Genomic DNA, 21,890 nt, shown 5'->3' on the forward strand with positions numbered 1-21,890 from the left:
CGCCGAAACTCGGTCGGCGCGAACAGCCCCGGTAACCGGGGGTTGGCGAGACCGGGAATCGACCGCTATCGTCGATCGACGTGACGGTGCTCCTGTAGGCCGCCTTGTACCGAGCCCAGGGTCGGGACCGTCACGATTCGAGGAGAAATCCACTGTCCATTCAGTTCAATCACACCATCGTCGGCTGCCGCGACAATCGAGTTTCGGCGGAATTCTGGGCCGACATCCTGGGCCTGGAAGTAGGCAAGGAGTGGGGTCCGTTCATCGAGCTCCGGATGAGCCACGGCGTCGGTTTCGACTTCGCGGTCGTGCCGGGCGAGGACCCCGAAATCCAACCCCAGCACTACGCCTTCCTGGTCTCCGAGGCCGAGTTCGATGCGGCCTACGCCAAGATCCAGCGCTACGGGCTGGAGCACTGGGCCGATCCGCGCCAGCAGGCGCCCGGCGAGATCAACCACAACGACGGCGGGCGCGGGGTGTACTTCCTCGACCCGAGCGGTCACTTCATGGAGTTGATCACCGTTCCGTACGGCGGTTGGCCGGAGTAGCGGCCTGAAGCCGAGCGCACAGCGTGGGGCGTAACCTGGCGGCGTCCGTCGATCGACGCGGCGTTCGCCGCTGGGTTACGGCCGCAGGACGCTCCAGCGGCGGGTGGAATTCCTCGGAGAGGCCACCCGCACGTCATGCGCTCGGCGTGGGTGCGGATTCCGGGACCGGCGGCCACGGATTCGGCTTGACGGAAGTCGGTTTGCCGGTGGGATTGTCGTCCCAATCGAAACGCACGCCCACCCACGCCTTCGGCCGGTCGAAATCGGTTTCGCCCGCGGTGAAGCGGGTCGCGGCGAAGGAGATCTCGCCGAAGAAATCGCCCTCGCGGAAATCGGCGGCGCGTCCGGCGATGGTGCTGCGGGCGAAGCTCACCGCGCCGTGGAATTCCGCTCCGACGAAATCGATCTCGCGAGTGCCGCGGCCACGGAGGCGCGGTGCGGCGCCCAGCTTGGCTTCCTCGAAGCTGACGGTCGTGGCGTAGAGCTGTGTCGCGGTGAACGCGAGGTGTTGGCCGGCGAAGACCGCCTCCTCGAAGGAGACGTGCTCGCCGTCCAGGGTCGCGTGCGCGAAGGAGGTCCGTTCGGCCTGGAAAGCGGCTGCCCGCCAGGATGTTCGGGCACCGAGGAAACGGGTTCCGATGAAGCCGGTGCGCGTGCCCGCGAAGGTCGCTTCGTCGAAACGGGTCTGCGGACTTTTGAACGTCGCTCCGTCGAAGGTGGTTCGCGCCGTACGGAACTCGGCGCTACCGAAGTGTGCGATCGGAACGGTGAAGCGGGCGTCGCGGAAAGTCACGTGCTGGCCGGTGAAGCGGGCCCGGTTGAAATCGGCCGAGCGGTCGCCGACGAATCGCACACCGGTGAAAGTGGTCCGACGCCCCGCGAATTCGGTCGCCTCGAAGTCGGCGTTCTCCAGAACCGCGCCGGTGAAGTCGAAATCGCAGCGCGACCAGGATGCTTCGCCGTACGGCCGCAGGTGTGCGGCGATCACGCGGACGATGGTGCCGCGCACCTCACGATCGTTGTGCCGCACCCGGTAGACGCGCTCGATCTCGCGACCCGATTCCTGCGCGGTCTCGGCGCGCGAGATCAGATGGTTGGCTCCGTCGTCCGGCTCGTAGGGCAGGCGCAAGTACCCGCACAGCACGTCGACGCACTGCTGCCTTCGCACGGGTGCCGAGAATTCGTCCGCCACACCGGCCATCGCGTAGACACCGGCGAGCCGCACGGCCGGATCCTCGTCGCCCAACTGCCGCGCCGCCGCCCCGAACAGTTCGGCGAACCGGCCGCGCTCCAGATCCCGCTGCCGCCGGTATGCCACGACCAACGCCACCGCGCCGCCGACGCCCGCCGTCACCGACAGCGCGATCTTGGTGAGATCCACCTGATTCGGCGTCTCGGCCTCGGCGCCGAGCCCCAACCACAACAACCACCAGGTGAGCCCGGCGACGGCCAATCCACCGAGCACCGCGGCGAGCACCGCGAACAGCAACGCCGCACGGTGCAACCGGCGCCCCAACCTCCCCCACCATCGCATGAGCTGCATGGTAGCCCGATTGCGGTACGCCGCGCAGCCGGTGGGCTGCCGCGCGGCATGTGAAGCGCGGCAGCGGCTTTCGTATGATGCGGAGGTGGACGTCAAGGACTCGATCGACTCACTGCACGCCGACCTCGCCGCTTGGCTGGGGTCGCCCGCACCGTTCGAGGTCTTCGAACGGTTCGCCGCGGCGCAGCATGAGCAGTTCTCCATGGTCAGCGTTTCCGGCGCGGTCCTCGAGCGCGACGCACTGCTGGCCGGGTTGCGGGAAGCGCGAAATGCGCGGCCCGGATTGCGGATCGAGATTTCCGAGGTCACCGAGCTCGCCCGCTTCGGCGAGCAAGTGCTGGTGCGATTCTTGGAGCAGCACCTCACCGACGACGACAAGTCCTCACGTCGAGTGACAGCGGTGCTGTGCACGCCGGACGACACCACCGGTGCATACCAATGGCTGACGGTACACGAGACCCCCGTGGAATTACCTGACCGAACCGCCACACCCTGACGCGCCGGGTCCCCACCGCCGCACCTGCTCCCACACACCCGGTGTACGCGTCACATAGCCAGCGCCTGTGTGAGGAGTGCGAACCCTGTGTGGGATGACCCACTTGTACGGGATGTGGGGAGGGGCGGGTGACTGCAGGGTCTGGTTCGGAGTTACACCGGCTCGATCGCTTTCTCGCGGCTTCCGCGCAGGCCCAGCGCCGCTGCTACCAGGCACGCCATCGCGACCACTCCCACGAACCACGGGAACACCGTCTTCAGGCCCCAGGTTGTCGCGGCCCAGCCTGCCAGGATCGTCGGCAACGCCATCGCCGAATACGCCAGCAGGTAGTACGCCGACATCGTCTCCCCGCGCTTGTGGGGTGGCACGACGTTGGACAGATGCCGTAGCGATCCGCCGAAGCCGAGGCCGAAGGTGGCGCCGAGGGCGACGCCGGCGCCGAGCACCGCGACCCAGCTGTGGGTGGCCAGTACGGGCACCGTGAGCAGCAGGGCCAGCGCCATGCCGGTGTCGCCGAGGATGGCGGCCCTGCGGGCTGGGATGCCGGTCGCGAACAGCTGGGCGGTCGCGCCGGAGAGGGCGGTCGATGCGACGACCGCGCCGCCGAAGACCAGGTTGTGGATGCCGGTCTGCTGCGCGGCCAGCGACGGGTACAGCGAGAGCAGCACGCCGAGCACCGACCAGGCGGCCATCACGCCGATCGCGGAGAACCAGAAGTCCGCGCGGATCTCGTGGGGCACGGCGGGTTTCGCGATGCGGATGCGTCCGGCCTGCCTGGCGCCGTGTGGTTCGCGCAGGGCGAGCACGCCCGCGGCGATCGCCAAGCAGACGACCGTGATGACGACGTAGGGCGTGCGCAAGGGATGTGGCGCGTATTGAGCGAGCAGCGCCGAACCCAGAATCGCCACGGCCATACCGACATTGAAGGCGACGCCGCTGAGCTGCCCCGACCGCGCGCCACGATGCGGACGCAGGTCGAGCAGCGCGGCGGCGCCCGCCACGACGGTGGAGCCGACGGCGATCCCGTGCAATGCCCTGGCCAGCAACAACATCGGGACCGAGTCGGCGAGCACGAACACCACCAGGCCGGCGATCATGGTGGCGAAAGCGCCGAGCAGCACCGGCTTTCGGCCCACCACATCGGAGATGCGACCGGAGACCAGCACCGCGCCGAGCGCGGCGACGCCGTACACGGCGAAGACGATGGTGGTGGTCAGCGGCGTGAAGTGCCACTGCGTTTCGTAGATCCCGTACAACGGCGCGGGCACGCCCGACACGCCGAGCGCCACGCCGCTGGCGACCAGTACCAGCCCGTAGGCCCAGCGTTGCGTGGTCTGTTCGTCGGCGGCCACTGCCATCGGCGCTGCCATCGATAACCCCGATCAGGTAAGTTTGATATTGATCGAACTCCATCGACCATACAACCCGGTTCGATGATCATCAAACCCCCGAGTGAGGTAGATCATGACCGACGCCACCGAAGCCGCTCCGCCCATCGCACCGCTGCCCACCGTGCTCGGCGCCTTGCAGGATCCGGTTCGCCTGGAGATGGTGCGCCGACTGCGGAACGCCGGTACCGCCGTGCGCTGCGGCGCCCTATACGACGTGATCAACAAATCCACCGCGACCCACCACTTCAAGATCCTGCGCGAGGCGGGCGTCATCGAGCGCCTCCTCATCGATGGCCAGACCTGTCAGCGGCTGCGCGCCGAAGACCTCGACGCCGCGCTCCCCGGACTACTCGACGTGGTGGTCGACGCCGCCAATCGCGCCCACGACAGCGCGACAGCCGCGGTGCATCGCTGACGGGCTCGATCGCCCCCGCCGACCAGTACAGACGCGGCAGCCGACATGCACCTCTGACGGCTCGGTCGCCCCGCCGAGCAGTAAGGGCGCGACGGCCGAGGCTCCCCGACCACGCCGGACCGTCGGGTCAATCCGATCCGGTGAACGTCTCGGACGCCATCCATAGAAAACTCCACCGGGTCCCCAGCACTGCGAGGGCCAGTAAGGTCAGCAGCACGGTGCAATAGGCCACCGGCCGTCGCCAGTCCCTCGGCCCCGTCAGGAAGACGATCAGCGACTCCGCCAGCAACGTCACCACCACGATGCCGAGTAGCCCCGCGAGTACCGGATAGGCCTCCGGCGCGCGCGCCCACGACCGCAGCACCCCGAGCACGCCGAGCACCACGAATCCGAAGCCGACCACCGCGATGACGGTGAACAGGGCATAGCTGTCCGCGGCGTCGCGGTCGGTCTCGTCGCGGAAGCGGCGCAGCCACCCCGCGAACAGCATCAGATGCGCCAGACTCGCCCCGAGCACCCCGACGATCAGCAGCGCGTAGCCCACGCCCGCCACCACCCGCAACGCCACCGCGCCGAGATCCGCCAGCAGGCTCGCGAAGAACAACACGCACAGACCGAGCAGCGCTTCGGGGCGGCGCAGCAACCGTTCTCGCAGGTAACGCGGCGGCAGCTGCCTACGCAGGTGGCGGAACACCCGGAACCAGGCGACGAGCACGATGACGAACAGCACCGGGGTCACCACTCGCAGTACGCCGGGACCGGCCCACATCGCGAGCGCGGCGACCGCGCACGCGAAGAACCACACCCAGACCGCCAGCCGCAGCAGCGCCCGCCACATGATCTCGGCGAGGAGCCGCCGCGCGGGTGCGTGGTTCGGGCTGGCGCCGAGCAGGCCGCGTAGCGTCGCCACCGCCTTGTCTCTGGTGGAGAAGTCCGCGAACTCCAGCCGGGCGCGCAGTGCGAGCAAGCCGACGTGCGCCGGGTCCTCGGCGAGGCCCCGCTCCACGTGGCGGCGCGCCTCGGCCGAATCCGGCAGGTTTCGATAGCTTTCGGCGGCGTGGGCGAGGACGTCCGCGTTCTGCGGCGCGTAACCACATGCGCTCTCCAACGCCGTGCGAGCCTCGGCGCGCATCGCGTCCGTCATCGGCCCACCGACGATGACCCGGGCGAGGACGAGCAGCGCGCCGACGTCGTGCGGCGCGCGCCCCACCCCGGCACGCGCGTATCGCAACGCCTCGTCTCGCTCGTCTTCGTAGTGGTGAACGAGAGCGGCCGTCAGGTAGGGATCGACCCGGTCCGGATTCGCCGCGATCGCCGCCCGCGCATGACGCAGCGCCGCCGCGTGATCGTCCAGCCGATACTCGACATCGGCAAGTTCCGCGAGCACCACCGGATCCTCCGGCGCCGCCGCCAGCGCCTCCCCGAGAATTCGCCGCGCCTCCGGCAACCGATCCAGTTCGCGCGCGGCCCGCGCCCGCGTCACCGCCTCCCATGCCGTGCGCATCGACTCCCCCTCCGCAGCATTCGTCGACCGCACGCTACCCGCTCGACTTCAGTACGAGCACGCCGATATCCGAGAAGGCGCCTGCCGCACCACCGCCGCCTCACGAGTTCCGTGCCACCAATCGGCGATACACACGAGAACCAGCGCCGAGACCAGCACGAGCCACAGTCGATACCAGCCCCACACTCACCAGGGCCAGGCCGCCAATCGAACGACACTCCAGCATGTTCCGAGAAGCAACGTCGAGAACAGGACGAGCCGCGCGACGCCGACACCGCCACGGAGCCGCTGCCGCGGCGGTAGCGTCAGCGCCACGCGGGACTCGAGCTCGAAGGCGATCGCCACTCCGCAGCCGAGCACGACGAGGCGCAGCCCACCTGGCCCGGCCCATGCCGAGACCACCGTGACGACGGCCGAGTACACCCATACACACGCGGCCAGACGCAGCAACGCCTGCCACACGAGTTGCTCCAGCAGCACCAGGGCCTCACTCGAACCGGGCCGATCGTCGAGGAGGCCGCGCATGACACGGAAGGCGGTCCGGCGCTGGTGGCGCAGAGTACTCATCTGCGCCTGTGCCAGCAGTAGTCGGGTGTCCTGCGGCGCGAGCGCCAGACCGGCCTCGACCCACGGCCGCGCCATCGGGTAATCGCCAAGGCGCAGGGCGGTTTCCGCGGCGTGGCCGTAGACCCACGGATCGTCGGGTGACCACGCCACCGCCTCCGGCGCGGCGGCCAGCATCGCGCCCGCGTGGTCCTGGCTCTCGGCCCATTCACCCTGATTCGCGGCCACCATGCACATCATCCGCAGCAGCTCCGGGGCGTCCGGTGACCCGGCCAGCGCGGCACCCAGGATCTGCCGCGCCTCGTCCAGCCGCCCCAATTCCATTGCCACGCCCGCCCTTTCGATGGCGAGCTCGATCTCCGGCACTGCCCTCCCCGTTCACCCCGACCGCGCGACAGCTTACGCGGACGCGGCGGTCAGTGATCGACCAGGCGGCGCACCGCGGCGGGGAGGTCACGGGTGCGGCGGTAGGGTCCGGCGACCGAGGCTCCGAACGGCCGGGCTAGCAGGGTACGGGCGATGGCGGTGACCTCTTCGGTGGTGACCGCGTCGATCCGGGCCAGCGTCTCCGAGACGCTGCGGTGATTGCCGTAGCTCAGTTCGCTGCGCCCGATCCGGTTCATCCGCGACGCCGAATCCTCCAGTCCCAGAACCAATCCGCCGCGCAGCGAGCCCTTGGCCCTGGCGCATTCGGCGTCGGTGATGCCGTGCTCGGCGACCTCCTCGAGCACACCGCGCGCCAAACCGGCGACCTTGCCGAGGTTTTCGGGCTGGCAGCCGATGTACACCGAGAACGCGCCGGTGTCGGCGAAGGTGTCCACGCTGGAGTACACCGAGTACGCCAGGCCGCGCTCCTCCCGGATCGCTTGGAACAGACGGGAACTCAGCCCGCCGCCGACGACGGTGTTGAGCACCGACAGCGGCCATCGGCGATCACCCTCGTGGCGGCCGAACGCGCGAACGCCGAACGCGAGGTGTGCCTGTTCGCTGTCGCGGTGGTTCCACTGCAATTCCGGGTCGCCGTGCGGCCGAAACCTGCCCTCCCTGCGCGGCGCCGGTTGCGCCTCCGGATCCAAGCGGCTCTCGAACGCACGGTGCACCAGCTCCACCGTGTGGTCGTGCTCGACATTGCCCGCGACCGCGACGACCATCCGATCCGGCCGGTACCTGCGAACGTGGAAACCCCGCAGCTGACCGGCCTGCATGGCCTCGATGGACTCCACGGAACCGATCACCGGGCGGCCGATCGGATGGTCGCCGAACAGCGCGGTGAGGAAGGCGTCGCCGACCAGGTCCTCGGGATCGTCGTCGCGCATGGCGATCTCCTCGAGCACCACCTGCCGCTCGACGTCCACGTCCACCGAACGGCACAACCCGTTGAGCACGACGTCGGAGACCATATCGACCGCCAGCGGCAGATCCTCGTCGAGCACGTGCGCGTAGTAGCAGGTCTGCTCCTTGGCGGTGAAAGCGTTCAGCTCACCGCCGACCGCGTCCATGGCCTGCGCGATGTCCAACGCGCTGCGGGTCGGAGTCGCCTTGAACAGCAAGTGCTCCAGGAAATGCGCCGCGCCCGCGACCGTGCGCCCTTCGTCGCGCGAACCGACGCCCACCCAGACGCCGATCGAGGCCGACCGAACACCCGGCACGTGCTCGGTGACCACCCGCAGTCCACCCGGTAGCACCGTGCGCCGCACGCCGGTATCCGCCATCCGCGCCTCGTCCACCCGCCGCTGTAGTGACGAACCCCCCTGCCCGGTCGGGAGCAGGGGGGTTGCCGTCTTCTTCTTCGTCACACCGACAAGTACTACTCGTTTTCGGCGTCGACGGCATCCGTGGCGGCGGACTCCTCGGCGCTCTCGTCGACCGGGATCAGCGAGATCTTGCCGCGGTTGTCGATGTCGGCGATCTCCACGCGCAGCTTGTCACCGACGTTCACCACGTCCTCGACCTTGGCGACCCGCTTGCCGTTGCCCAGCTTCGAGATGTGCACCAGACCGTCGCGACCCGGCAGCAACGAGACGAACGCGCCGAAGGCAGTGGTCTTGACGACCGTGCCGAGGAAGCGCTCGCCGACCTTCGGCAGCTGCGGGTTGGCGATGGCGTTGATCGCGTCGATCGCGGCCTGCGCCGACGGGCCGTCGGTCGCGCCGACGAACACGGTGCCGTCGTCCTCGATGGAGATGTTGGCGCCGGTGTCCTCGGTGATCTGGTTGATGACCTTGCCCTTGGGGCCGATCACCTCGCCGATCTTGTCGACCGGGATCTTGATCGCGGTGACACGCGGCGCGTACGGGCTCATCTCGTCCGGGGTGGCGATGGCCTCGGCCATCACGTCCAGGATCGTGGTGCGAGCGTCGTGCGCCTGGCTCAGCGCACCGGCGAGCACCTGCGAGGGGATGCCGTCCAGCTTGGTGTCGAGCTGCAGCGCGGTGACGAACTCGCGGGTGCCCGCGACCTTGAAGTCCATGTCGCCGAACGCGTCCTCGGCGCCGAGGATGTCGGTCAGCGCGACGTAGCGGACCTCGTCCTCGCCCTTGTCGTTGGTGACGGTGTCGGAGACCAGACCCATCGCGATACCGGCGACCGGGGCCTTCAGCGGCACACCGGCGTTCAGCAGCGCCAGCGTGGAGGCGCACACCGAGCCCATCGAGGTGGAACCGTTGGAGCCCAACGCCTCCGAGACCTGACGGATCGCGTACGGGAACTCCTCCTGGCTGGGCAGCACGGGGATCAGCGCCCGCTCGGCCAGCGCGCCGTGGCCGATCTCGCGACGCTTCGGCGAACCGACGCGACCGGTCTCACCGGTGGAGAACGGCGGGAAGTTGTAGTGGTGCATGTAGCGCTTGGAGGTCTCCGGGCCGAGCGAGTCGACCTGCTGCGCCATCTTCACCATGTCCAGCGTGGTGACGCCCAGGATCTGGGTCTCACCGCGCTCGAACAGCGCCGAACCGTGCGCACGCGGCACCACGGCGACCTCCGCGGACAGCGCGCGGATGTCGGCGAGGCCACGGCCGTCGATACGGAAACCATCGGTCAGGATGCGCTGGCGCACCAGCTTCTTGGTGACCGAGCGGAAGGCGGCGCCCAGCTCCTTCTCACGACCCGCGAAGTCGTCGCCGAGGCGCGAGAGCACGTCGAGCTTGATCTCGTCGATCTTCGCCTCGCGCTCCTGCTTGTCGGCGATGCTCAGCGCCTCGTTCAGCTCGCGCTTTGCGGTGCCCTCCACGGCCTCGAACACGTCGGCCTCGTAGGGCGGGAACAGCGGGAACTCGCCGGTGGGCTTGGCGGCCAGCTCGGCGAGGTCGGCCTGCGCGCGGCACAGGCGGGCGATGAACGGCTTGGCGGCCTCCAGGCCCTCGGCGACGACGGCCTCGGTCGGCGCCTGCGCGCCGCCCTCGATCAGCTCGATGACCTTGTCGGTCGCCTCGGCCTCGACCATCATGATCGCGACGTCACCGGACTCGACAACGCGACCCGCGACGACCATGTCGAACGTGGCGCTCTCGAGCTGCTCCACGGTCGGGAACGCGACCCACTGGCCCTCGATCAGGGCGACGCGCACGCCGCCGACCGGGCCGGAGAACGGCAGGCCCGCGATCTGGGTGGACGCGGACGCGGCGTTGATCGCCACCACGTCGTACAGGTCCTTCGGGTCCAGGCTCATGACGGTGACCACGACCTGGATCTCGTTCCGCAGGCCGTCGACGAACGACGGACGCAGCGGGCGGTCGATCAGGCGGCAGGTCAGGATCGCGTCGGTGGACGGACGGCCCTCGCGACGGAAGAACGAGCCGGGAATGCGGCCCGCGGCGTACATGCGCTCTTCGACGTCGACCGTCAGCGGGAAGAAGTCGAACTGATCCTTCGGCGACTTGCTCGCGGTGGTCGCCGACAGCAGCATGGTCTCGTCGTCCAGGTAGGCGACGACCGAACCGGCGGCCTGGCGGGCCAGCCGACCGGTTTCGAAACGCACGGTGCGGGTGCCGAAGGAACCGTTGTCGATCAGCGCGACGGATTCGAACACACCCGGCTCGACCTCTACGGCCGAGGACTTGCGTTCAGTTGTTTCGGACATTCTCTTCTCTCAACCTCTCGTCTCGCCGGCTCGAGCGCGCGGTGGCGCGAACCGGCTGTCGTCAGCCGTACCCGGGTACGGACGCGCGGCAACCCTCCTGGCTGCGACGCGCACACCCGGCCGAATCCCCTTGGACGCGGCGACGCGGAGGCGGTCATCGATCGAAGCCCGCCGGCGACGCCGGGAGGCCACTACCGAAGACCGACGCCACGCGGGCGGGTGCATACGGCTGTCCATGTTGTCGTACGACGGGATGCTCTCCACCCCTCATACACAAATAGCCAACGGGGAGATTGTACGTCTCGCCGTTGGCGATATGACCACCGCCTCTGGTAGGCAGCGTGTCGCCGGGACCCACCGCCTCGCTCGAGGCCGTCGAACCCCGGCTCATCCCCGCGGGCGCGGGGAGCACAGCGCGATCCGGGAGATGGAATCCCGCGGCATTCGCGGTCCGCGCCCCGCGGTCGTTGGACCGCGGGGCGCGGAAGCCGGGAATTACGCCGCGCCGTGGGCGCGGCGGGAGATCACCTGCGCAGACCCAGGCGCTCGATCAGCGAGCGGTAGCGCTCGATGTCGTTGTCCTGCAGGTACTTCGAGAGGCGCTTGCGACGACCGATCAGCGCCATCAGGCCGTGGCGGGTGTGGTGGTCGTGCTTGTGCTTCTTCAGGTGCTCGGTGATGTCGGCGATCCGCTTGGACAGCAGCGCGATCTGCGCCTCCGGCGAACCGGTGTCCTTCTCGTGCAGGCCGTACTCGGCGAGAATCGCCGACTTCTGCTCGGTGGTCAGCGCCACGTGGCATCCACTCCTGTTTCTCAGTTCCGCGTTCGAAGGTTCCGGTTACCCGGGGCGGGCGCCACCGCGGACCGCAGCAAACCCGAGGATCCACCCTACCGGAGCGTCTCGCGCGAACCCAATCGCGGTGCGGGCGCCGGATCGACGTGTTGCAATCGAGCCATGGACCCCGCCGTGCGCGACGTGCTGGACACCCTTGCCCGCGAGGACTACGCGGCGTTACGCCCGCTGCTGCACCCGTATCTGCGGTGGACCGACGGCCCGGACACGATCCGCGGGCGCACCAGGGTCCTCGCGCACATCGCGGCGAATCCGACCAGCGCGCCGCCGGTCTCCTACGAACTGCGCGACGGTCAGATCTACCGCTGGACGGTGCCGACCGAGGAACCCTCCGCCACGTCCGACGATGCTCAGCACACAGCGCTCGACTGAACTCGGGCGACCGACCTAGGACTCCGTGCCCGACGGGGCTTCCGCGTCGACGGCGGTGAGCACCTTGCGCGCGTTCTCGACGTCGCGGCCCATCGCCTCGATGAGGTCGTGCATCGTGTCGAACTTGCGCATGCCGCGCAGGTGCTCGACGAAGTCGACCGCGACGTGCTGGCCGTAGAGGTCGGCCTCGCCGTCGATGACGTACGCCTCGACGGTGCGGGCGCGGCCGGAGAAGGTGGGGTTGGTGCCGACCGAGATGGCGGCCATCGCCCGCTCACCGGGGGTGACCGTGCCGATCGTCGGCCCGGGGCCGAGCACCGTGAACCAGCCCGCGTAGACGCCGTCGGCCGGAATCGCGGCGTGCATGGGCGGGGCGACGTTGGCGGTCGGGAAGCCGAGTTCGCGGCCGCGGCCGTCGCCGTGCACCACCACGCCCTCGACGCGGTGCGGTCGGCCGAGCGCCTCGGCGGCCGCGGCCATGTCGCCCGCGTCGACGCAGGCCCTGATGTAGGTGGAGGAGAACGTCACCGCGTGTTCGGCGAGCAGCTTGACGCCGTCGACCTCGAAACCGAAGCGCTCGCCGAGTTCGCGCATGGTCTCGACCGTGCCCGCCGCCTTCTTGCCGAAGGTGAAGTTGTCACCGACCACGACCTCGGTGACGTGCAGCCGCTCGACCAGCAGGTCGTGCACATAGCGGCCGGGGGTGAGCTTCATGAATTCCTGGGTGAACGGCATCACGCAGAACACGTCGACGCCCAGTTCCTCGACCAGTTCCGCGCGCCGGGTCAAGGTGGTCAGCTGCGCGGGGTGCGAACCGGGCCGCACCACCTCCATGGGGTGCGGGTCGAAGGTCATCAACACCGAGGGGACACCGCGCGCGGCCGCGGACTTCACCGCTCGGCTGATCAACTGCGCGTGACCGCGATGCACTCCGTCGAACACACCGATCGTGAGCACGCACCGTCCCCAGTCCGCGGGCACCTCGTCGAGGGATCGCCATCTCTGCACGTTCGCAGCCTACGCAAGTCGAGGTCCGAACAGTATTCGGGCGTACCAGATGTCACAGAACGCTTGCCCGCCGTCCACCGGGGCCATGTCCGATTCCCTCGATACTTTCGCGCGCGGCCTGCGATCGAATGGTTCTCGACGCGCCTCCGCCGCGCGCCGTCCATGCGTCTTCGCGCTCGAGCACGGGTCGCCGCGCGGCGCGAGTCGCGCGGCGGCTTGCGCACGACGCGCTCGTCGACGTAGCCGCCGAGGACGGCTCGAATCGGCCGAGGGCGCATGAACTTCCACTGAATTCTGTCGCGCTCCGCACCGTCGGATGGCATCGACGACCGCGTCCGCGACCTGCGATTCCACGCTCGAAATGGCAGCGAGATGGCCGGTCCGCGACGGGCGGAACACGAGTGGCGAACGAGTTCGCCGCATCCCGGCGTCCGACTGTGTGAATCGCGACGGAAATGCATAAGCTCGGGTATGTGCCCGGTAAACGAGATATCGCCACCCGCCGCGAGCTGACCGACAGCTCCGCGCCGGGCGAGCCGCACGGCAGCACCGCCACGCTGGCGCCGGAGCTGACCTCGGTCGCCCAGGACTACCTGAAGGTCATCTGGACCGCACAGGAGTGGTCGCAGGAGAAGGTCTCGACGAAGCTGCTCGCCGAGCGCATCGGCGTCTCGGCCTCCACCGTCTCCGAAGCCGTGCGCAAACTCGCCGACCAGGGCTTGGTCGAACACGCACGCTACGGATCGATCACCCTCACCGAGCACGGTCGCCGCGCCGCGGTCGCCATGGTGCGCAGGCACCGGCTGATCGAGACGTTCCTGGTCAACGAGCTCGGCTACGGCTGGGACGAGGTACACGACGAGGCCGAGGTGCTCGAGCACGCGGTCTCCGAACTGCTCATGGCCCGCATCGACGCCAAGCTCGGCTATCCGGACCGCGACCCGCACGGCGACCCCATCCCGTCGGTGGACGGCGCGGTGCCGACACCGCCCGCGCGCCAGCTCAGCGATTTCGAAGCGGGCCAGGCCGGGCGCGTCGCCCGCATCTCCGACTCCGACCCGGACATGCTGCGCTACTTCGACTCCGTCGGCATCGCCTTGGACACCGCCATCGCCGTCGTCGAACGCCGCGATTTCGCGGGCACCATCGCCATCCGCATCGGCGACGGCGACGCCACGACCGACCTCGGTCGCCCCGCCGCGGAAGCCATCTGGCTCACGACCTGAAATCTTGTACGCCTCGCAAGAGGCCAGGCCCTGTAGGCGGCCGTGCCCAGCCGTGGCGCGGGTAACTGGTTCGGAGAAGGTTCAGCAGGGCTGGAAGTAGGACTCGAGCCGGGCGGGGACGCCGTCGGCGGCGGCCGTGGACCAGCAGACGTCGTGCGGGAAGGCGACGTAGGTGCGCCAGCCGTCGGCTGTGCGGTGGACGATGCGCTGGCTGTCGCCGGGGACGTCCCAGACGATCACCGCCCAGGTGCCGTCACATTCGCTGACCGTCGCCCCGTCGGCGGTCAGGTCGCCCACGTCGTCCAGCTCGTCGACGATGGTCTCGGCGGCACACGCGGCGGGGGCCGGATCGTTGAAGCGCAGCTGACCGGTCACGACCTGACCGGCCGCCGTGACGAACAACGAGTGCATGCCCTCGGGCACCGGATCGGTGCCGGGCGGTGGATCCATCCGGAACCGGAAGCAGCCGACCGGAACCACGAACATCGCGCGCCCTTCGGCATCGGTGACCGCGTCCCAGCCCGCGATCTCGGTGGCGCCCAACGGAATATCGAGCTGGGCCATATCGCACGGCCGCATCTGACGCACGCTGACCGGAACGTCGGGCACCGCGACGCCGCCGAGCGTTACCGTCTCGATGATCGCGGTGCCGAGCACCGGTGAGGTGGGCGGTCGCGGTGCGGGAGCGGGCGCCGGCGGCGCGGGTCGGGGTTGCGGTGCTTTGGTAGCGGCGGGCGCCTCGGCGATCTCGGGTGTGCGATCGACGGTCGTCGCGCCCATGATGACACTCGCCCGCGGACGCTCCGCTTCGTCGGCCTCCCCACCGCATCCCACAACGAGCGCGCAGACCGCGCACACCACCCCGACGATTCCCACCGCACGCATCGCCAAGCCTCCGAGTCGCGCCACTTTACCCGGGTATCGACCGGGAGGAAAGCGCGTTAACGCAGGTCAACAGGGCTGTACGGGGTGTTGTGCCTACGTGTTCCACCCGTAACCAGACCGTGCTCGTGCGGGGCACGTCCGCCGACGCGGAATCAACTCCGCGTCGAGCAGACAGACGATGATGCGGCAGCCGGATGCATCCGTGGCTCAGATCGCCGCGCAAGGCGGAGGAGGAGCCGATACCGGAGTGGTATCGGTGGCGACGACAACGCGGCCAGGCGGCGATCTGAGCCGCGGCGCCGGATGGGACTTCGAGACAGTGCCTAGCTCGCCGCGTCGAGGACGCGCACGGTGGTGGGGGCGGCGAGGGGTTCGCGGTGTTCGGTGAAGAGTTTGGCGACCAGCTCGCCGCGGCTGGTGACGCCGGCTTTGTCGAAGATCGACTTGAGGTGGTCGCGCACGGTGTGCGGGGAGAGGAAGAGGCGGGCGGCGATGTCGGCGGTCGGCAGGCCGCGGGCGACGAGTTCGGTCACCTCCAGTTCCCTCGGCGTGAGCTCGTAGGCGGCGGCGATCAATTCGGCCACCTCGGCGGGTTTTGCGGGTTCGATGACGAGAGCCGTTGTGCCGGTGCGGCCTTCGGCGTCGCGCAGGCAGGTCGCGTGGCATACCAGCCAGCGCCCTGCGGTCGTGCGGACCCGGATCCGCGAGGCCGCGCCGGTGAGCCGGGCGCGGCCCGCCGTGTTCAGAATCCAGACCGGCAGCGGTAGATCGATGCCCAGCGGCGTCGGCGCGGCGGGACCGGGCGGCATCTCGGCTAGCAGGTCGCGGGCCTCGTCGTTGAGCGACAGCAGTTCGCCGCCCGCGCCGAACAGCAGCAGGCCGGGGGCAGTGGCGGCGGACGGTGGCGTCACCGCTGGAAGCCCGAAGGCTCGCAGCCGCTGCGCCATCGGCGTGCAGAGCGCCTGGACCAGGGTGATATCCGCGGCGCGGAACGGCGGCCGTCCGCGCTCACGGAACAGGCTCAGCTGTCCCCACGGCTGGCCGTCCGCCCGGAACACGGCGCGAAGTTCGTCGTCGAACCCGCGCGGACGCATGAAACCGCGGTACAGCGGGCTCAGTGTCGGCCGGTCGCCCGTCACCTCCCGCAGCCCGGCGACCGGGACCTTCGCCACCGCCAGATCCCGGAACAGATTCACGTGTTCGGCGAAAAGCTCCGATTCCCAATAGGTTCCGCAACCGCCCTCGTGCAGGTTCTCCACCCGGACGGGAGCCGTGGTGAGGCCGTTGACCGGATCGGTCGCCACCCACACCGCGGCGTCGAACGGCGTGATCCGCCGCAGGCGAGCCGAGGTGTCGGCGAACAGCGCGTGCGCGTCGGGCGCGGCGGTGATGCTCGCGAGCAGTGCGTCGAGGGCGGGCGTACCGGTCATGGGTGCCATCGTCCGCTGTCCGTCGCGTGTCCGCCATCCCGCAGATGAGGGGGTGCGCGTCCATCGAAATTCCGGCACCGCGAACCCCTCGATCGCGGGATGTTCCGCACCGCCGATTCCCGCGACGCTGGGCTTTCCCGATCACGAAATCGAAGGAGCCCCATGCACATCGGAATCATCGGAGCGGGCGCGGCCGCCGTCGCGCTGCTCGACGCGCTCGCCGCGGCCGACGACGAACCCAGTGGCGTCACCGTGTTCGACGGCGCGCCCGTGCCGTGGCGGGGTCGTCCGTATCAGCCGGATCTCGACGCGGTTCGAGTGAACGCGCCTCCGCCGATCATGTCGGTGCGGGCGGGCGATCCGGGGCACTACCAGCGCTGGCTGGAGGGACGCGATGTAGCGGGCTACCTCGACGAAGGGCTGGGTCAGCCGCTCGTTCCCCGGGCGGTCTACGGCGAGTACCTCGAGGACACCGCGCGCGCGGCGATCGCACGACTGAGCCGGGCGGGCTGCCCGGTTCGAGTCGTGCGCTCGGCCGTCACCGGATTCTCCCGTGACGAACGCCCGGTGCTGCACACCGCGAGCGGCGAGCGAGTCTCGGTGGACCGTGCTGTCCTGGCAGTCGGCGGCGGAGGTCCGCGCGACCACTACGGGCTCACCGGCGCACCCGGTTACGTGAACGAGCCCTATCCGCTCGCCCGCACCCTGGCCGAACTCCCCGCGGACCGGCACGTCGCCGTGATCGGCAGCGGACTGACCGCGGTGGATATCGCCGTCGCCCTGGCTGCCAACGGTCACACCGGTCCGATCAGCTTGCTCTCGCGCAGCGGTCGGCTCCCGTTCGTCCAGCAGCGCCCGGCCCGGCTGGATCCGGTGCACCTGACACCCGCGGCGGTGCGCGGGCAGGCCGCGCACGGCGAACTCCGCTTCGCCCAGCTGGTTTCGCTCATGCGGGCCGAACTCGCCGCGCTGGGACAGGATTTCGACACGCTAGCCGCCGAGATCACCGACGACGAGGATCCGGTCCTTCGGCTGCGCCGCCAGCTCGACGCCGTCGACGCACCGCACCTCGGGCGACGCCTGCTCGCCATGGTCATCCGCACAGTTGGCCCGACCGCCTGGCCGCTGCTTGCGGAGCGTGATCGAGAGATGCTGCGCTCCGCACATTTCCGCACGATCAACAGCCTGAGCTCGCCGATGGTCCCGCACAACGCGCGTATCGTGCTGCGGCTGCTGGATTCCGGTCAACTGCGGTTGTGCGCGGGTGTCACCAAGATCGAGGCGCGCTCCGGGGGCGGTTTCACCGTGCACGACGGGCGGAGCTGGACCGCGGACACCGTGTTCAACGCGGTCAACCCGCCCGCCTACACGACGCCCACGGAAGCCCAGTCGCTGATCAGCGCGTTGCTCGCGGCGGGCGCGGCCGAAACGCATCCGGCGGGAGGTCTGCGCGCCGAACCCGGTTCCCGTCGGCTACTGGTCGGCGGCACACCGGATCCGAGCTGGCACGTACTCGGCAATCTCGCGGCCGACTCGATGTTCATCGCCACGAACCCACCGGGGCTGGCGGCCGAGGCGTCGGGACTGGCCCGGGCGCTGCTCGGTGGTCGATCGATCCCGGCTCAGCGGGCGAGTTTGTCCAGCAGGGCGCGAAATTCGGCCGGGGAGAGATAGCCGTCCGCGTCTCGGTCGGCGGCGGCGAGCAGGTCGGACGCGGGGATGTCGACGAGGCCCGCGCCGACGTGGCGGATGAGGGATTCGAGTTCCTCGACCGAGATCCGCCCATCGCCGTTGGTGTCGAACACGCGGAAGGCGGCGTCCGCGTCGGTCACCTCGAGGCGTCCTGTCACCAGTGCCGCGTCGAATTCGGCCTTGGAGACCAGGAAGTCGCCGTTGGTATCGGCCGCGGCGACCAGGCGCTCGATCGCGTCGGCGTCGACTTCCAGCCCGAGCGCGCGGATTCCGTCGGTGATGTCCTGGACGGAGACGAGTCCGTCACCGTCGCGGTCCCACAGCTCGAACGTGTCGACCGATTGTTCACTCATGCCACTGCCTTCCCACGGCCGCCGGCGATTTCGGACGGCGAACCCACGACCACTGTACGGTTCCGTTGTCGGCGTGGGCGTACCTCCGCATCCGCTCCGGCCGTCCGTGGTCTGTCGACGGACTCCGTCCGGCAGCGCCTGCCGTGTTCGGTAGTCGCCGCCGCTAGGGAACGGCGACCCGCTCGGCCGCCACCCGCTTCTCATCGGCATCCGCCAGCCAGAAATACACCGGAGGGAAGGCGAATTCGATGACGGTGAGCACGATCTGGAACCAGTGCGGCCACCCGTACACGGCGACGGACAACACCCGCCCGACCGCGCCGAGCAGGAAGATACCCGCCAGCCACCGCACCGCCAGCGCCGGAATCGGCGTACGGCGCGCGGTCCAGATCCACGCCACGCCGTACCCGACGAAAATGGCGCCGAAGAAGCGACTCTGGCTGTCGGCGGTGACACCGGAGGAACCCATGTCGGGCACCGAGTCGATGCCGAGCGCCAGGTGGAGGAAGCCGATCGCGACGCACGCTACGCCCATCGTCATCGCCAGGATCTTCAGCAGCTTCGCCATGGCTTCCCTCCAGAGGACATAACCCCTTGCCGCACAACGGTCTTGACCTGGAAGATCGCGCCGATGTGCGACTACTACAAGCGATAGTAGGGCCAGGGCAGACCTGCGTCAACATCCGGAAACCGGACGAGCCGCGCGGCCTGTCCGATGACCGTCGGCGGCCGGAGTGCCGTCAGTCCACGAGTCCGCGCGGGCGGATGACGAAGACCGGCGAGGAGCGCTTGCCCTTCTCCTCGAGCAGCGCGATGGCGGTGCCGTCGGCGGTCAGCGCGGCATGCACGCCCGCGATGCCGATCGGATCCAACCACCGTCCGTCGCGCAGGGATTCGGCTTCGCGGTCATCGATCGTGCGGTGCGGGAACGCGATGCGGACCGCCTCGTCGATGCCGAGGTTCAGCGTGGGATCCCCGGCGAGCCGATCCAGCGTTCGCGCGTGTTCCAGGGTGAAGGGGCCGACCCTGGTGCGGCGCAAAGCGGTCAGGTGACCGCCGACGCCCAGCGCGGCGCCGAGGTCGCGGGCCAGCGCGCGCACGTAGGTGCCGGAGGAGCACTCCACCACGACGTCCAGATCGACGAAGCCGTCCGAAACATCGCGCCGGGCAAGCACATCGAAGCGTGACACGGTCACCGGACGGGCGGTGAGGCGCACTTCCTCACCCGCGCGGTGGCGGGCGTAGGCGCGTTCGCCGTTCACCTTGATGGCGCTGACGGTGGCGGGCACCTGCTCGATGTCACCGGTCAGTTCCGCGATTCGCGTGGCGATGTCGGCGTCGGTGAGGTGCAGCGCGGAGACGGTCGCCAGGGTCTCGCCCTCGGCATCGTCGGTGGTGGTGGACTGGCCGAGCCGGATGGTGGCGGTGTAGGCCTTCGTGGTGAGCGTCAGCAGGCCGAGCAGCTTGGTGGCCCGTTCGACGCCGAGCACCAGCACCCCGGTCGCCATCGGGTCGAGCGTGCCCGCGTGCCCGACCTTCTTGGTACGCAACAACTTCCGGCACTTGGCCACCACGTCGTGGCTGGTCCAGCCCCCGTCCTTGTCCACGATCAACAGGCCGCCGAGCACGTCGGGGCGCTGCGCCTGGGTGGTCGGCTCGGTCATCAGCCGTGCGCGATCGCGGTCAGGATCAGCCCGTCGGCGATCAGCCAGCGTCCGTCGAACGAGGTGAGCGGCAGCCCGCCGTCGTTGGTCTGGCCCGGCACCAGCAGCTGGCTGCGGAAAGTGCCCGAACCGGTGCCGTCGGCGTTCTCCTCGACGGTGAAGGTGATGTGCGCCTCCTCGAAACCGAGCCAGCGGGTGGTCAACGGGAACCACGCCTTGTAGGTGGCCTCCTTGGCGCAGAACAACAGCCGATCCAGGTGCAGGCGAGAATCGATGTCGCGCAACCACTCCCGCTCGGCGGGCAGACTCACCGAGTCGAGCACGCCGTCCGGCAGCGCGCCGTGCGGTTCGGCGTCGATGCCGATCGAGCGGAAGCGCATCTTGTGCGCCAGCGCCGCGGCGCGGTAGCCGTCGCAGTGCGTGAGGCTGCCCGTGATGCCGCGCGGGAACATCGGCATGCCCCGCTCGCCCTTGCCGATCGCGACCGGCGGCTCACCGAGTTCCTCCAAGCACAGCCGCGCGCAGTGGCGGGCGCCGATGAAATCGCGACGCCGCTTCTCCACCGACTGCGCGATGAGATGCTCTTCGGCCGGATGCGGCTTCAGATCCTCCGGGTACGCCAACAGCTCGGCCGAGGCGACGCCATTGGGCAGAATGTTCTCGATCATCGGCTCCGAGCCTAGTCGAGGCGAACCTCCGCATGCGCTGCGGTCGTTCGCGGGCCGACGAAGGACTTCATCCGGCTGTCCGGTCGGGCGCACCTCCGCATGCGCGACGAACTCGGTCCGACAGCGCCCGTCAGGGCCGGATCAGACGCCGCGCCTGCGCTGGGCGCGGCTGCGCATCTCGGCCGCGGCCGCCTCCATCTCGGGGGTGACCTTGAAATGACCGCCCCACTTGTTCAGCGTGCCCGGTGGATACTCCGGGGCGGGCAGGATCTGGCGCAGCAGCTTGTCGGGCAGGCCGCGGCGCTGCCATTCGCGCGGGTAGCCGAGCGAGACCTCTTCGAAGCGGACGCCGTCGTAGTAGGAGGTGCGCGGAATGTGCAGGTGCCCGTACACCGAACACACCACGTTGTAGCTGGTGTGCCAGTCGGCGGTCAGGTCGGTGCCGCACCACAGCGCGAACTCGGGATAGAACAGGACGTCGGTGGGCTGGCGGACCAGCGGGAAGTGGTTGATCAGCACCAGCGGCGTCTCCGGCGGGAGCGCGTCCAGCTTGCGCTTGGTGACCTGCACCCGGGCGTGACACCAGGCGTCCCTGGTCAGATACGGCTCCGAGGAGAGCAGGAACTCGTCGGTGGCGACCACGTTGCGCTCGCGGGCGATGGCCAGGCCCTCGGCCTTGGTCTTCGCGCCCTCGGGGAGGAACGAGTAGTCGTAGAGCAGGAACATCGGGGCCAGCGTCACCGCGCCGCCATGTGCCTCGGCGCCGGCCCCGCGCCACACCGGGAACGGATCCTCGGGTGTGACGACGTCCAGGTCGCGGCAAATCGACACCAGGTACTCGTAGCGGGCGACGCCGTGCATCTGCACGGGATCCTTCGCCGTGGTCCACAGCTCGTGGTTGCCGGGCACCCAGATCACCTTGGCGAAGCGCTGGCGCAGCAGTTCCAGCGCCCAGCGGATGTCCTCGGTCTTCTCCCCCACGTCACCGGCGACGATCAGCCAGTCCTCCGGCGAGTCCGGCTGGATCTGCTCCACGATCGGCCGATTCCCCTGATGCCCGACGTGTACGTCGCTCACCGCCATCAACTTGGGTATCACCACACCCACCTTGTCACATCCGAGACGACCAGCCGCCGCCCGCCTCCGCCAACACGATTCATCCCCGATCGGAACGCGGTGAACGCGGGCGGCATTCCGCA

At 69.3% G+C, this 21,890-nt stretch carries 21 protein-coding genes; 6 read left to right on the forward strand and 15 right to left on the reverse strand.

Annotation, left to right across the window (positions count from 1 at the left end; translation table 11 throughout):
- Positions 1–152: 152 nt before the first annotated feature.
- Positions 153–548 carry a VOC family protein gene (locus T333_RS30785; RefSeq protein ID WP_496426844.1) on the forward strand — a complete coding sequence of 132 codons (396 nt, stop codon included), beginning with the start codon at positions 153–155 and terminating at the stop codon, positions 546–548.
- A gap of 133 nt (positions 549–681) precedes the next feature.
- Here T333_RS30785 and T333_RS30790 read toward each other — a convergent pair whose 3' ends face one another.
- Positions 682–2,187, reverse strand: coding sequence for a pentapeptide repeat-containing protein (locus tag T333_RS30790; protein ID WP_496426680.1), 1,506 nt, complete (start codon positions 2,185–2,187; stop codon positions 682–684).
- Here T333_RS30790 and T333_RS30795 point away from each other — a divergent pair.
- Entirely contained in the window at positions 2,177–2,587 is a 411-nt protein-coding gene (locus T333_RS30795) for a hypothetical protein (protein ID WP_496426681.1), read from the forward strand. The two genes, T333_RS30790 and T333_RS30795, sit on opposite strands and share 11 nt — an antisense overlap.
- Before the next feature lie 152 nt (positions 2,588–2,739).
- Here T333_RS30795 and T333_RS30800 read toward each other — a convergent pair whose 3' ends face one another.
- Positions 2,740–3,957: an MFS transporter gene (locus T333_RS30800; protein ID WP_496426682.1), complete on the reverse strand. Its 1,218-nt coding sequence runs from the start codon at positions 3,955–3,957 to the stop codon at positions 2,740–2,742.
- 94 nt (positions 3,958–4,051) lie between these two features.
- On the opposite strand from T333_RS30800, the gene T333_RS30805 reads away from it, so the two are divergent.
- Positions 4,052–4,393, forward strand: coding sequence for an ArsR/SmtB family transcription factor (locus T333_RS30805; protein ID WP_496426683.1), 342 nt, complete (start codon positions 4,052–4,054; stop codon positions 4,391–4,393).
- 127 nt (positions 4,394–4,520) lie between these two features.
- On the opposite strand, the gene T333_RS30810 is transcribed toward T333_RS30805, so the two are convergent.
- From T333_RS30810 to rpsO, 5 genes are all read right to left on the reverse strand, one after another.
- Positions 4,521–5,897 (reverse strand): tetratricopeptide repeat protein, encoded by a 1,377-nt coding sequence (locus T333_RS30810; protein ID WP_496426684.1) that lies wholly within the window; start codon positions 5,895–5,897, stop codon positions 4,521–4,523.
- Positions 5,898–6,083: 186 nt separating this feature from the next.
- Positions 6,084–6,827 carry a tetratricopeptide repeat protein gene (locus T333_RS30815; RefSeq protein WP_496426685.1) on the reverse strand — a complete coding sequence of 248 codons (744 nt, stop codon included), beginning with the start codon at positions 6,825–6,827 and terminating at the stop codon, positions 6,084–6,086.
- Positions 6,828–6,877: 50 nt separating this feature from the next.
- Complete coding sequence (locus T333_RS30820; RefSeq protein WP_354999852.1) at positions 6,878–8,173, reverse strand: M16 family metallopeptidase; 1,296 nt, start codon at positions 8,171–8,173, stop codon at positions 6,878–6,880.
- Positions 8,174–8,268: 95 nt separating this feature from the next.
- Positions 8,269–10,539 carry a polyribonucleotide nucleotidyltransferase gene (locus tag T333_RS30825; protein ID WP_496426686.1) on the reverse strand — a complete coding sequence of 757 codons (2,271 nt, stop codon included), beginning with the start codon at positions 10,537–10,539 and terminating at the stop codon, positions 8,269–8,271.
- Between the two features lie 524 nt (positions 10,540–11,063).
- Positions 11,064–11,333, reverse strand: coding sequence for a 30S ribosomal protein S15 (rpsO, locus tag T333_RS30830; protein ID WP_067782467.1), 270 nt, complete (start codon positions 11,331–11,333; stop codon positions 11,064–11,066).
- Positions 11,334–11,495: 162 nt separating this feature from the next.
- Here rpsO and T333_RS30835 point away from each other — a divergent pair, with 162 nt between their 5' ends.
- Positions 11,496–11,765: a nuclear transport factor 2 family protein gene (locus T333_RS30835; RefSeq protein WP_496426687.1), complete on the forward strand. Its 270-nt coding sequence runs from the start codon at positions 11,496–11,498 to the stop codon at positions 11,763–11,765.
- Positions 11,766–11,780: 15 nt separating this feature from the next.
- Here T333_RS30835 and T333_RS30840 read toward each other — a convergent pair whose 3' ends face one another.
- A complete protein-coding gene (locus tag T333_RS30840) occupies positions 11,781–12,773 on the reverse strand; it encodes a bifunctional riboflavin kinase/FAD synthetase (protein WP_354999471.1) in 993 nt (330 codons plus the stop codon).
- A 455-nt stretch (positions 12,774–13,228) separates the two neighbouring features.
- On the opposite strand from T333_RS30840, the gene T333_RS30845 reads away from it, so the two are divergent.
- Positions 13,229–13,999, forward strand: a complete 771-nt coding sequence (locus tag T333_RS30845; protein ID WP_354999470.1) for a metal-dependent transcriptional regulator — start codon at positions 13,229–13,231, stop codon at positions 13,997–13,999.
- An 81-nt stretch (positions 14,000–14,080) separates the two neighbouring features.
- Here T333_RS30845 and T333_RS30850 read toward each other — a convergent pair whose 3' ends face one another.
- Together T333_RS30850 and T333_RS30855 are read right to left on the reverse strand one after the other, a co-directional pair.
- Positions 14,081–14,884 carry a hypothetical protein gene (locus tag T333_RS30850; protein ID WP_496426688.1) on the reverse strand — a complete coding sequence of 268 codons (804 nt, stop codon included), beginning with the start codon at positions 14,882–14,884 and terminating at the stop codon, positions 14,081–14,083.
- A 323-nt stretch (positions 14,885–15,207) separates the two neighbouring features.
- Positions 15,208–16,314 carry a LuxR C-terminal-related transcriptional regulator gene (locus tag T333_RS30855; protein WP_357253949.1) on the reverse strand — a complete coding sequence of 369 codons (1,107 nt, stop codon included), beginning with the start codon at positions 16,312–16,314 and terminating at the stop codon, positions 15,208–15,210.
- 162 nt (positions 16,315–16,476) lie between these two features.
- Between T333_RS30855 and T333_RS30860 the strand changes: the two genes are divergently transcribed.
- Entirely contained in the window at positions 16,477–17,988 is a 1,512-nt protein-coding gene (locus T333_RS30860; protein ID WP_496426689.1) for an FAD/NAD(P)-binding protein, read from the forward strand.
- Here the strand turns inward: T333_RS30860 and T333_RS30865 are convergent.
- The 5 genes from T333_RS30865 to T333_RS30885 form a co-directional block, all read right to left on the reverse strand.
- The gene (locus tag T333_RS30865; RefSeq protein ID WP_496426690.1) at positions 17,937–18,359 is read right to left on the reverse strand and encodes an EF-hand domain-containing protein; all 423 of its coding nucleotides are present in this window, start codon (positions 18,357–18,359) and stop codon (positions 17,937–17,939) included. The genes T333_RS30860 and T333_RS30865 overlap by 52 nt on opposite strands.
- Before the next feature lie 163 nt (positions 18,360–18,522).
- Positions 18,523–18,927, reverse strand: coding sequence for a DUF4345 domain-containing protein (locus tag T333_RS30870; RefSeq protein WP_354999465.1), 405 nt, complete (start codon positions 18,925–18,927; stop codon positions 18,523–18,525).
- Between the two features lie 172 nt (positions 18,928–19,099).
- A complete protein-coding gene (gene truB, locus T333_RS30875) occupies positions 19,100–20,023 on the reverse strand; it encodes a tRNA pseudouridine(55) synthase TruB (RefSeq protein WP_496426691.1) in 924 nt (307 codons plus the stop codon).
- Positions 20,023–20,691, reverse strand: coding sequence for a 4'-phosphopantetheinyl transferase Npt (npt, locus tag T333_RS30880; RefSeq protein WP_354999463.1), 669 nt, complete (start codon positions 20,689–20,691; stop codon positions 20,023–20,025). Before npt ends, truB begins: the two co-directional genes overlap by 1 nt.
- 141 nt (positions 20,692–20,832) lie before the next feature.
- Positions 20,833–21,789: a metallophosphoesterase family protein gene (locus T333_RS30885; protein ID WP_354999462.1), complete on the reverse strand. Its 957-nt coding sequence runs from the start codon at positions 21,787–21,789 to the stop codon at positions 20,833–20,835.
- Positions 21,790–21,890: the final 101 nt, after the last annotated feature.

The organism is Nocardia sp. CNS-044 (genome assembly GCF_059570515.1).